This window comes from Microbacterium sp. HJ5, from assembly GCF_054824025.1.
In genome coordinates this window covers 285,451-296,833 of the sequence record NZ_JSYE01000013.1, presented here as the reverse complement: position 1 = coordinate 296,833, position 11,383 = coordinate 285,451, and the positions used below count along the sequence as shown (strand labels likewise).

General features: G+C 70.0%; 10 protein-coding genes. 5 read left to right on the top strand and 5 right to left on the bottom strand.

The window, feature by feature from the left end:
* On the top strand, window positions 1-824 hold an 824-nt coding region (locus tag OB08_RS07885; protein WP_461473836.1), incomplete at its 5' end, for a 2-oxo acid dehydrogenase subunit E2.
* 12 nt (window positions 825-836) lie between these two features.
* Here the strand turns inward: OB08_RS07885 and OB08_RS07880 are convergent.
* Window positions 837-2,123 (bottom strand): hypothetical protein, encoded by a 1,287-nt coding sequence (locus OB08_RS07880; protein ID WP_461473834.1) that lies wholly within the window; start codon window positions 2,121-2,123, stop codon window positions 837-839.
* Window positions 2,124-2,246: 123 nt separating this feature from the next.
* Between OB08_RS07880 and OB08_RS07875 the strand changes: the two genes are divergently transcribed.
* The gene (locus OB08_RS07875; protein WP_461473832.1) at window positions 2,247-2,957 is read left to right on the top strand and encodes a DUF4191 family protein; all 711 of its coding nucleotides are present in this window, start codon (window positions 2,247-2,249) and stop codon (window positions 2,955-2,957) included.
* Window positions 2,958-2,969: 12 nt separating this feature from the next.
* On the opposite strand, the gene OB08_RS07870 is transcribed toward OB08_RS07875, so the two are convergent.
* The gene (locus tag OB08_RS07870; protein WP_461473830.1) at window positions 2,970-3,362 is read right to left on the bottom strand and encodes an RDD family protein; all 393 of its coding nucleotides are present in this window, start codon (window positions 3,360-3,362) and stop codon (window positions 2,970-2,972) included.
* Between the two features lie 133 nt (window positions 3,363-3,495).
* On the opposite strand from OB08_RS07870, the gene glnA (OB08_RS07865) reads away from it, so the two are divergent.
* Both glnA (OB08_RS07865) and OB08_RS07860 read left to right on the top strand, forming a co-directional pair.
* Complete coding sequence (gene glnA, locus OB08_RS07865) at window positions 3,496-4,920, top strand: type I glutamate--ammonia ligase (RefSeq protein WP_461473828.1); 1,425 nt, start codon at window positions 3,496-3,498, stop codon at window positions 4,918-4,920.
* A 118-nt stretch (window positions 4,921-5,038) separates the two neighbouring features.
* On the top strand, window positions 5,039-5,785 hold the full coding sequence (locus tag OB08_RS07860) for a peptidase M23 (RefSeq protein WP_461473826.1): 747 nt from the start codon (window positions 5,039-5,041) through the stop codon (window positions 5,783-5,785).
* 46 nt (window positions 5,786-5,831) lie between these two features.
* On the opposite strand, the gene OB08_RS07855 is transcribed toward OB08_RS07860, so the two are convergent.
* Genes OB08_RS07855 through OB08_RS07845 form a run of 3 tightly spaced genes read right to left on the bottom strand, consistent with a single transcriptional unit; the run spans window position 5,832 to window position 10,455 of the window.
* Window positions 5,832-8,834 carry a bifunctional [glutamine synthetase] adenylyltransferase/[glutamine synthetase]-adenylyl-L-tyrosine phosphorylase gene (locus OB08_RS07855; protein ID WP_461473824.1) on the bottom strand — a complete coding sequence of 1,001 codons (3,003 nt, stop codon included), beginning with the start codon at window positions 8,832-8,834 and terminating at the stop codon, window positions 5,832-5,834.
* Window positions 8,835-8,851: 17 nt separating this feature from the next.
* The gene (gene glnA / locus OB08_RS07850; RefSeq protein ID WP_169582477.1) at window positions 8,852-10,189 is read right to left on the bottom strand and encodes a type I glutamate--ammonia ligase; all 1,338 of its coding nucleotides are present in this window, start codon (window positions 10,187-10,189) and stop codon (window positions 8,852-8,854) included.
* A gap of 38 nt (window positions 10,190-10,227) precedes the next feature.
* A complete protein-coding gene (locus OB08_RS07845) occupies window positions 10,228-10,455 on the bottom strand; it encodes an SPOR domain-containing protein (protein ID WP_461473822.1) in 228 nt (75 codons plus the stop codon).
* Window positions 10,456-10,555: 100 nt separating this feature from the next.
* Between OB08_RS07845 and ppgK the strand changes: the two genes are divergently transcribed.
* Window positions 10,556-11,317, top strand: a complete 762-nt coding sequence (ppgK, locus tag OB08_RS07840) for a polyphosphate--glucose phosphotransferase (protein ID WP_461473820.1) — start codon at window positions 10,556-10,558, stop codon at window positions 11,315-11,317.
* The last annotated feature ends 66 nt before the right edge of the window (window positions 11,318-11,383 follow it).

The following is an 11,383-nucleotide window of genomic DNA, read 5'->3' as shown; positions in this document are numbered from 1 at the left end:
TCGGCGGACGCATCCGCAAGGAGGACGTGCTCAAGGCCGCCGAGGCAGCCTCGGCGCCGGCTCCCGCCGCCGCAGCCGCTCCGGCCGCCGCGCCGCTCGAGGTCTCGCCGCTGCGCGGGACCACTCAGCCGATGTCGCGCCTGCGCAAGGTGCTCGCCGAGCGCGCCGTCGCCTCGATGCAGTCGACCGCGCAGCTCACGACCGTGGTCGAGGTGGACGTGACCAAGCTCTCGGGCTTCCGCGACAAGGTCAAGGGAGAGTTCCAGTCCAAGACGGGCGACAAGCTGTCGTTCCTGCCGTTCTTCGCCCTGGCCGCCGCCGAGGCCCTGCAGGCGTACCCCGTGATCAACTCCACGGTGGACGGCACCGACATCGTCTACCCGCCGACCGAGAACCTGTCGATCGCGGTCGACACCGAGCGCGGCCTGCTCACCCCGGTGCTGCGCGACGCAGCGAGCAAGAACCTCGCGCAGATCGCGCACGAGATCGCCGACCTCGCCGCGCGCACGCGTGACAACAAACTCAAGCCCGACGAGCTCGCGGGCGGCACCTTCACGCTGACGAACACCGGTTCGCGCGGCGCGCTGTTCGATACGCCGGTCGTGTTCCTGCCGCAGTCGGCCATCCTCGGCACCGGCGTCGTCGTCAAGCGCCCGGGTGTCGTGACGGTGGACGGGAAGGACGCGATCTCGGTCCGCTCCTACGTGTACCTCGCGCTGTCGTACGACCACCGCGTGATCGACGGAGCCGACGCCGCTCGTTTCCTCGGTGCCGTGAAGACCCGCCTCGAGGCGGCCGCCTTCGAAGGCGACCTGGGCATCTGAACCGCTGACGGCCTATGGCTGCTGCGCGACGTCCTGCACGTCGCGCAGCAGCCATTCGTCGTCGTGGCGGACGATGACCACCAGTTGCGGCCCGTTCTCTCCGGAGGACGCATCGACGCGGAGCACGGCGACTCCCCCGAAGTCGTCGAGCAGCGTCGCCGTCCGCTGATCGCCCGGAAGGTCGACGGCGCCGCCCGGCCACGCCGTCGCCGGGTCCAACATCGTCTCGGCGAGACAGGCGGACTCGTCGCCGCATCCCCGGCGCCGATCCAGGAGCGCCCCGGTCAGCGCGACGAGGTCGTCGCCACCCTCGGTCGCGGGCGCCGGCGTTGCCGGCTCGGACGTCGCCGACGCTGAGGGTGCGGGAGACGCCACGCTCGCCGGTGAAGGGAGCCCGTCGCCGGTTCGTGCCGTCGCCGCCCCCTCCTCCCCGCTCGGCCACCACAGCCCTACAGCGAGCACCGCGACGGCAGCGGCACCGGCCATGAGCAGCGGCGCCTTGCGCGCGGGACCGCGCATTCGCGCGCGACGCCACAAGCCCGTCGTCGCACGGGACACCAGGTCTGCCAGGTCGGCGTCGACGTGCCTGCTCAGCGCATGCCACAGACCGCGGCCGCCCTCGGCCGCAGCCGGACCGTCCCCCGCGATCCGCTCGCAGGCGGCGATCTCCGCCGGGACACGGGGCGTCGTCGCTGCGGTGACGAGCGGCAGCGGCTCGCACAGCTCGAAGAGCGCCTGTTCGGCGTGCGCCAGCTCGGCGACTGTCGGACGCGGCGCGCCTACGGCGCCGATCACTTCTGTCCACACGTGGTGCGCGGACGCGAGCTCGCCCAGGAGCGCCGCCGAGTGCCCGAACAGCGGCCGTGTCGTCGCACCGACGGCGAACACGGGTCGGCCGGCCTCGGTGAGCCACCACTCGCCGCGCTCATCGGGTGTGGCGATGAGCTCGGCACAGCCTCGCAGGATGCTGACGCCGAGGGTCACCGCCTCTCCGGGGAGCAGCCGGCTCCCGTCGGCGGCCCGCCGGGCGAGGAAGTCCGCGACCCGCTCGGGGCAGACCGGCATCACGGCGTCGTGTCCGTCCGGGCGCCGCACGAGGTCGAGCGGCCCGAGCACATGACCGTCGGTGGCGGCATCCCACCCCCGCCATTCGGGTGGCAGCGCGGTCGCATCGACGAGGACGTGCCGCGCGCCCGACGGGAGGCACGACAGCATTCCCGGCCACGGCCCGTCCTCGGGAGCGCTGACCGGGCGGATCGGGCGATACGGGCTGTGAAGAGCTTGGGCGTCGCGGGTCACCGCACCAGCCTGACCATCCGGTGCGGGCGGGTCGCGCACCGACGGAGCACTGGGGAGGAACGCCCGCCGCGAACACCTGGGGAGGAACCGGAGCGGACACCCGCGGAAAGGTAGGCTGGGTGCATGGCCGCCCGCAGTTCCGCACCCGAGAAGCGTCCCGGATTCTTCTCCCAGCTCCGCACCCTCTACACCTTCACGCAGCAGGCGTTCCCCTGGCTGCCGTGGATGCTCGTCGGTGTCCTTCTCCTCGGCGTCGCGGTGGGCGTCGGCGTGGGCTTCCTGATCCCGCCGGCCGCCATCTGGAGCGTCATCCTCTGGGGTGTGACGGGCCTCATGCTCGGCATCCTGGGCGGCCTCATGATCATGACGCGGCTTTCGACGCACGCCATGTACAAGAAGATCGACGGGATGCCCGGAGCCGCCGGCCACGTGCTCTCGACCTCGCTCGGGCGCAAGTGGCAGGCCGCCGACATGCCCGTCGGCGTGAACCCGAAGACCCAGGACGCGGTCTACCGGGCCGTCGGCCGGGGCGGTGTCGTGATCGTCGGCGAGGGCGCTCGTGGTCGCCTCACCCGTCTCGTCAACGACGAGCGCGCCAAGGTGCAGCGCGTCGCGTCGGGCGTCCCCGTCACGGTCCTCTACGTCGGCCACGGCGAGGGCGAGGTTCCGATCTCGAAGCTCGCCCCGACGATCAAGGCGCTGCCCAAGAAAGTCGACCGCGCGACGATGGCAGCCGTGATCAAGCGCATCGAGTCGGTCTCGCAGTCGCTCGCGTCGATGCCGATCCCGAAGGGCATCGACCCTACGAAGGTCCGCGCTCCGCGTCCTCGCTGACGCGCGCGGGCGTCAGGCGCGCAGCAGGATCGTGCCCGCTGCCTTGTCGTGGAGTCCGCGCTGGTCGGCGTCCCAGATCACCGCGGGCACGACGACGATCAGCAGCAGCGTGCGGATCACCGGCCGCCACAGCCCCGTCCAGGCGCCGTCGGCCCGCAGCAGCCGAAGGCCGAAGATGCGATGGCCGGGACTGCCCTGCAGGGTCGGGATGAACACGATCTGGATCGCGGCGAAGATCGCCAGGATGGCGAGCGGATCCCAGCCTAAGAACCCGGAGATCAGGTACGCGGCGCCGTAGTCGACGAACAGCGCACCGATCCGGCGCCCGAGACGCGCGATCGAACCGGAACCCTCGCGGGGCAGTCCGAGTCGTTCACCGGGGTAGTCCTGGGCACTCGCAGTCACCCGTCAAGCGTATCCAGGCGCCCGTAACATCCCGGAAACAAAGGTGTCACTGCGGGGCAATGCCCCCCGGGTACCGTGCCACTCAAGCGCGCACGCGTGCGGCAGTTCCCGATGCCCTATCTCTGGAGCCTTCATGTTCAAAGATTCATCCGAGGTGCTCAAGTTCATCAAGGACGAGGACGTCAAGTTCCTCGACATCCGTTTCACGGACCTTCCTGGTGTGCAGCAGCACTTCAACATCCCGGCCTCGACCGTTGACGAGGAGTTCTTCACGGTCGGCCAGCTTTTCGACGGCTCCTCGATCCGCGGCTTCGCGAACATCCACGAGTCCGACATGCAGCTGATCCCGGATGTGACGACCGCCTACCTCGACCAGTTCCGCGAGGCGAAGACGCTCATCATGATCTTCGACATCTACAACCCGCGCAACGGCGAGATCTACCACAAGGACCCGCGCCAGGTCGCCAAGAAGGCCGAGAAGTACCTCGCGTCGACCGGCATCGCCGACACGGCGTTCTTCGCCCCCGAAGCCGAGTTCTACATCTTCGACGACGTCCGCTACTCGGTCACCCAGAACTCGAGCTTCTACAGCGTCGACTCCGAGGAGGGCGCGTGGAACACCGGCCGTGAGGAAGAGGGCGGCAACCTCGCCAACAAGACCCCCTACAAGGGCGGCTACTTCCCCGTCAGCCCGGTCGACAAGACGGCCGACCTCCGCGACGCGATCACCCTCAACCTCATCGAGGCCGGCTTCGTGCTCGAGCGCTCGCATCACGAGGTCGGCACCGGCGGTCAGCAGGAGATCAACTACCGCTTCGACACGATGGTGCACTCGGCGGACGACATCCTGAAGTTCAAGTACATCGTCAAGAACACCGCCGACGAGTGGGGCAAGGTCGCGACTTTCATGCCCAAGCCCCTGTTCGGCGACAACGGCTCGGGCATGCACACGCACCAGTCGCTGTGGCTCGACGGCAAGCCCCTCTTCTACGACGAGAAGGGCTACGGCGGCCTCTCCGACACGGCGCGCTGGTACATCGGCGGCCTGCTCGCCCACGCGCCCGCCGTGCTCGCGTTCACCAACCCCACGATCAACTCGTACAAGCGACTGGTCAAGGGCTATGAGGCGCCGGTGAACCTCGTGTACTCGGCCGGCAACCGCTCGGCTGCCATCCGCATCCCGATCACGGGGTCCAACCCGAAGGCGAAGCGCATCGAGTTCCGTGCGCCGGACGCGTCGGGCAACCCCTACCTCGCTTTCGCCGCGCAGATGATGGCCGGCCTCGACGGCATCCTCAACCGCATCGAGCCGCACGAGCCGATCGACAAGGACCTGTACGAGCTTCCGCCCGAGGAGGCGAAGAACATCCCGCAGGTTCCGAACTCGCTGCTCGACTCGCTCGAGGCGCTGCGCGCCGACAACGAGTTCCTCACGCGGGGCAACGTCTTCACGCCCGAGCTCATCGAGACGTGGATCGAGTACAAGATCGAGAACGAGATCCAGCCGATCAACGCGCGGCCTCACCCGTTCGAGTACGAGCTGTACTTCGGCGTCTGAGACGATCCAGCAGCGAGGGGCCCCGGGAGACCGGGGCCCCTCGTCGTGCGGAGCGCGCGCTCAGCCATCGCCTCTACGCTGATCAGGCCACCGCCTGCCGTTCGCCGAAAGCGAGTCCATGCCCGACCGCCCTGTCACCGCCTCGCGGCGATCGCGCACCCGTTCCGGCGCGGCTCGGAGGCGTCGCCGCGCGACGAGCAGGCGGGCGGCGACGCGGAAGAACCGCACGGCATCGATCCTCCGTGGGCTCGCGATCACCGCGGCCGTCACGGCGGTGATGCTGTTCGCGGGGGTGATGGTGACCATCGCGATCGCGGCGCACGCGCTCAACGACTTCGCGCAGGACCGGGGCGGTGCCGCTCCGCTGCTCACTCCCCCGCCTCCCGAGCCCGGCATCGCGGGATACGGCGTCGACCAGCTCGCCCATGCCTGCACCATCATCACCGTCGGCCGCGGACTCGCTCTGGAGGAGCGCGATCAGACGATCGCGGTGATGACGGCCATGGGCGAGTCGTCGCTGCGCAATCTGAGCTACGGAGACTGGGAGACCAGCGGGGTCACGAACCCAGACGGCTCGCGCACGACGTCCGTCGGCCTGTTCCAGCAGCAGGACAACTGGGGATCCCGCGACGCCAGGCTCGATCCGTCGACGGCGGCCACTCTGTTCTACCGTGCCATGGTCGCTCGTGTGCCCGAGCGCGCGGGCCTCGAGCCCACCCTCGTCGCCCATCGCACCCAGGTCAACGCCGACCCGCAGCACTACGCCCGTTACTGGGAAAGCGCGGTGCGTGTCGTCGCCGCCCTGAACGCCGAGCCCCTCTCGGGCGACAGTGCGCGGGGCGTCCCGCCGTGCCCGTCCCCGTAGCCGTCGAGCGGATGCCGGTGCCCCGGGTTGCGGCATCCACTCGCCTTCAGCCGTAGAAGAGCTTCTCGAAGACGCGCCTGGCGCGGCGGGTCGTGCCGAGGTAGTCCTCCTCGACCTGGGTGGCCGAGCGGGGCGGGTAGCCGAGGAGCCTCCCGATGCCGTCGAGCCGCTTGCGCTCGACCGGCAGGACGTCGCTCGTCTGACCCGACAGGAGCGTGTTCGCGGAGCGCAGTCGGCTTGCGAGCCGCCAGGCCTCGGTGAGGCGCGCCGCCGCGACGGCGGGCAGCAGGCCGGCGTCGCGCGCGGCGCCCAGCGCGTCGAGCGTCGACGTCGTCCGCATGCTCGGCACCTCGTGCGCGTGCTCCAGCTGGAGCAGCTGCACGAGCCATTCCACGTCGCTCAGTGAGCCCGGTCCGAGCTTGAGGTGACGCGCGGGGTCGGCACCCTGCGGCAGCCGCTCGCTCTCGACGCGCGCCTTGATGCGCTTTATCTCACGGAGGCCCTGCTGATCCACCGACGCGGGGTAGCGCACCTGGTCGGCGAGCTCCATGAAGGCGCCGATGAGCTTGACGCTTCCTGCTGCGCCGCGCGCGCGCAGCAGAGCCTGCGCCTCCCACGACAGCGACCAGCGCCGGTAGTACTCGCCGTACGCGTCGAGAGAGCGCGCGATCGGGCCGTTCCGCCCTTCCGGTCGCAGATCCGCGTCGAGATCGAGCGGGACGCGGTGGTCCTCGGAGTGCGCACGGAGCGCCGCGACGAGCTTCACAGCGAGCTCGTGTGCCCGCTGTGGGTCGACGTCGTTGGCGCGGTAGACGTACATCACGTCGGCATCCGACCCGAAGCCGAGCTCGCGCCCGCCGAAGCGTCCCATGGCGATGACCGAGAAGTCGAGGGACTCGTCGTCGGGCGAGACGACCGTCGGACGCACCGCCCGCAGCGTCGCCTGGATCGTGACGTCGGTGATCGTGGTGAGCGCCTCGGCGACCTCCTCGATCGTGATCGTGCCGATGATGGCGGCCATCGCCGTTCGGAGCAGCTCGCGACGGCGCAGGCCCCGCACCGAGCGCATCGCGTCGTCCAGCGACCCGTGGCGCGCCTGGATCGCGCGGGCTTCCTGCTGCAGCGCGACTCCCGAGCGCGGGCGCAGGAGCTCGTCGTCGTCGAGCCACGCCGCGGACTCGGGGATCCACTCCATGAGCTCGCCCACGTAGCGCGAGCCGGAGAGCACGCGCGTGAGGCTCTCGGCGGCGGCCGACGAATCGCGCAGCATGCGCAGGAACCAGGGCGTGTCGCCCAGGCGCTCACTCAGCCGGCGAAACGCGAGCAGGCCGTAGTCGGGGTCGACTCCGTCGGCGAACCAGCGGATCATGACGGGCATGAGGTGCCGCTGGATGCTGGCCTTGCGGCTCAGTCCGCTCGTCAGAGCGGCGATGTGCCGGAGCGCGCCCGCGGGATCGGCGAATCCGATCGCCGCCAGGCGATCGTGGGCCTGCGCGGCCGACAGCACACGCTCCTCGGCCGGGAGGGCCGCGACGGCGGAGAGGAGCGGACGGTAGAAGAGGCGCACGTGGATATCGCGCACCTCGCGCTTGACGGACTCCCACAGGTCCCACACCGCGTCGCCCGTGTCGGCGAGACCGGTCGCCCTCGCCAGGACCCGCAGCTCCTCCGGCTTCGAGGGCATGAGGTGGGTGCGGCGGAGGTGACGCAGCTGCACACGGTGCTCGAGGAGACGCAGCACCCGATAGTCGCGGGAGAACGTCGACGCCTCGGTGCGTCCGATGTATCCCTCGTCGACGAGCGCGTCCAGAGCCTCGAGCGTGCCGCGCTGACGGATGCGGTCATCCGACAGGCCGTGCACGAGCTGCAGCAGCTGCACCGTGAACTCGATGTCGCGGATGCCGCCGGGCCCGAGCTTGATCTGGAACGGCACGTCGGCGGCCGGGATGTGCTCGGTGACGCGCTCGCGCATGCGCTGCACGCTGTCGACGAAGTTCTCGCGCGCAGCGCTCGTCCATATCTTCGGCTGGACGGCCGCGACGTACCTCTCGCCGAGCGCGACATCGCCGGCGATCGCCCGCGCCTTGAGCAGTGCCTGGAACTCCCAGCTCTTGGCCCAGCGGTCGTAGTACGCCAGGTGGGAGTCCAGCGTGCGAACCAGCGCGCCCTGCTTGCCCTCCGGGCGCAGGTTCGCGTCCACCTCCCACAGCGGCGGCTCGATTTCGATGCCCGAAATGCCCCGCATGGTCTGCACGGCCAGTCGCGTGGCGATGTCGACCGCACGGCTCTCGCTGAGCTGATCGGATGCCCCGTCCCCGGTGCCCGCGACGAAGATGACGTCGACGTCGCTCACGTAGTTGAGCTCGCGAGCCCCGGTCTTGCCCATTCCGATGATGGCCAGCTGAGCTTGGGCCACCTGCTCTCGGGGGAACAGACCCGCGCCGGCGGCGCCCCCCGACACCCGGGTGCGGGCGACGGCCAGGGAGGCCTCGAGCGCCGCAGCCGCGGCGTCCGCCAGTCGCGCGGCGACCGCCGGCACATGGTCGACGGGCGAGGCGCTCAGCAGATCGAAAGCCGCGATGCGGGCCAGCATGCGGCGATAGCGGACGCGGAGAGCCACCCAGGCCGACTCGCCGCCGTCGGCCGCGAAGCCGTCCGCGGCTCCGACCGACTCGAGCAGGGCCTCGCCGAGTTCGACGGACGACGGCAGAGCGGTCCCCGCCCCTTCGAGGTGCGCGAGCTCGCCCGGGTGACGGAGGAAGAAGTCGGCGAACCCGGTAGAGGCCCCCAGCAGCGCCCACAGCGCCCGCCAGCCCTGTGCATCGGCGTGCAGCGCCCGCACGGCGCCGGCGTCGCGCCGGGCGATGCGGGCGAGGGCGCCGAGCGCCTCGTCGGCGTCAGCGGCGATCGACGCGCCCGCCATGACGGCATCACGCGGCAGGCCGGTACCCTGCTCGACCTCGTCGAGCAGGGTGACCGCATCGCTCAGGCTGGTGAACCCGAGGCGCGCGAGATGTGTGAGAGAGCTGGACCGTTCGCTCGCCGACATGCGTCTGCCCGGTGGGCTCAGAGCATCTCGAGGTTGCTCTTGAGCTCGAACTGGGTGACCTGCGAGCGGTACTCCTGCCACTCGCGGCGCTTGTTGAGGAGGACGTAGTTGAAGACCTGCTCGCCGAGCGTCTCGGCGACGAGCTCGGACTCCTCCATGTACTCGAGCGCGTGGTCGAGACTCGCCGGCAGCGGCGCGTAGCCCAGGGCCCGGCGCTCGGCGTCGGTCAGCGACCACACGTTGTCTTCGGCCTCGGGAGGAAGCTCGTAGCCCTCCTCGATGCCCTTGAGCCCGGCGGCCAGCATCAGCGCATACGCGAGGTAGGGGTTGGCGGCGGAATCGAGCGCGCGGTACTCGACCCGGGAGGACTGCCCCTTGCTGGGCTTGTACAGCGGCACGCGCACGAGCGCCGAGCGGTTGTTGTGGCCCCAGCAGATGAAGCTCGGGGCCTCGTCGCCGCCCCACAGCCGCTTGTACGAGTTCACGAACTGGTTGGTGACCGCCGAGATCTCGTTGGCGTGTCGCAGCAGGCCGGCGATGAACTGGCGGCCGACCTTCGAGAGCTGGTACTGCGCGCCTTCCTCGTAGAACGCGTTGACGTCGCCCTCGAACAGCGACATGTGGGTGTGCATTCCGCTGCCGGGCTTGCCGCTGAGCGGCTTGGGCATGAACGTGGCGTACACGCCCTGCTCGATCGCGACCTCTTTGATCACGGTGCGGAACGTCATGATGTTGTCGGCGGTGGCCAGGGCGTCGGCGTACCGGAGGTCGATCTCGTTCTGGCCCGGGCCGCCCTCGTGATGGCTGAACTCGACCGAGATGCCGAGGTCTTCGAGCATGCGCACCGAGCGACGCCGGAAGTCGTGCGCCGTGCCGCCGGGGACGTTGTCGAAGTAGCCGGCGGAGTCGACCGGCTCGGGGCCGTCGGCGCCGAAGGACGACGACTTCAGGAGGTAGAACTCGATCTCGGGGTGGGTGTAGAACGTGAAGCCCGCGTCTGCGGCCTTCGCCAGCGTGCGCTTGAGCACGTGTCGCGGGTCGGCGACGGCGGGCTGCCCGTCGGGCGTCGTGATGTCGCAGAACATGCGGGCTGTGGGATCGATCTCGCCGCGCCAGGGCAGGATCTGGAAGGTCGTGGGATCGGGGTGCGCAAGCAGATCGGACTCGTACGAGCGGGTGAGTCCTTCGATGGCCGAGCCGTCGAAGCCGAGACCCTCGCTGAAGGCCCCCTCCACCTCGGCGGGCGCGATCGCGACCGACTTCAGCGTGCCGATGACGTCGGTGAACCACAGCCGGACGAACTTCACACCTCGCTCCTCGATCGTCCTCAGAACGAAGTCACGCTGCTTGTCCATCGCATCCTCTCCGGGTGCCCGATGCGGCCGTAGCCAGACTACTGGTCGTCGCGGGAGTCGCCCGACGCGGCGGAGCCGCCCCACGCGTCGTCGCGGGCCTCCTCGTCCGCCCACGCGCGCGAGCGCTGACGGATGACCTCGGGCGCCTGGGCGGCCTCTTCGGGTGTGTCGAACGGGCCGGCCCGGTCGACGGAGGGTGACTCGAAGCCCTTCTCCACCTCGCCCGTCTTGAGGTTGTACCAGTACTTCTCGCTGTCGCTCGTCATGGTGCGCTCCTCCCGGTGGGATCCGGCCGTGGCGGCCCTGGCTCGATCCTAGTGACCGCCCGCTCCCACCCGCGCCCGGGCTCCTGGCTAGGCTGGGCGCATGGCATCTCAGGCGACTCGCGCCGTCGGCGTGGACATCGGCGGCACAGGGATCAAGGCAGGACTGGTCGACCTCGAGCAGGGGCGTCTGGTCAGCGACCGGATCAAGGTCGCGACTCCCGCGGGCGCCGAGCCGAAGGACGTGCTCGCCGCCGTGACCGAGGTACTCTCGACGCTCGGCGTGACCGGTGAGGCGATCCCGCTCGGTGTGGCCTTCCCCGCCATCGTCAAGAACGGACGCACCCTGTCGGCGGCGAACGTCTCCGAGAAGTGGATCGGATTCGAGGCCGAGAAGTTCTTCGAGGACGGCCTGGGCCGCGACATCCACTTCGCGAACGACGCCGACGTCGCCGGCGTCGCCGAGGTCCGGTACGGAGCGGCGAAGGACCAGCGGGGCCTCACGATCCTCACCACGCTGGGGACGGGCATCGGCTCGGCGCTCCTGTACAACGGCGTCCTGGTGCCCAACTCGGAGCTCGGTCACGTTCAGCGGGCCAAGCACGGGAAGGACGCCGAGGCGTACGCGGCATACTCCGCGATGGAGCGCGAGGAGCTCAGCTGGGAGCAGTGGGCCGAGCGCCTGCAGTGGTACTACAGCCACATCGAGTTCCTGTTCAGCCCCGACCTCTTCGTCGTGGGCGGCGGCGTGTCGAAGCACTCCGACCAGTTCCTCCACCTGCTGACACTGAACACGCCGATCGTTCCCGCGGTGCATCGCAACAATGCGGGCATCATCGGGGCGGCTGCGCTGGCGCTCGGCTGAGACCTGTCGGTGCTTCGCGGGGAACCCGCGAACATCGAAAGCACTGCGGCTGCGCTGGCGCTCGGC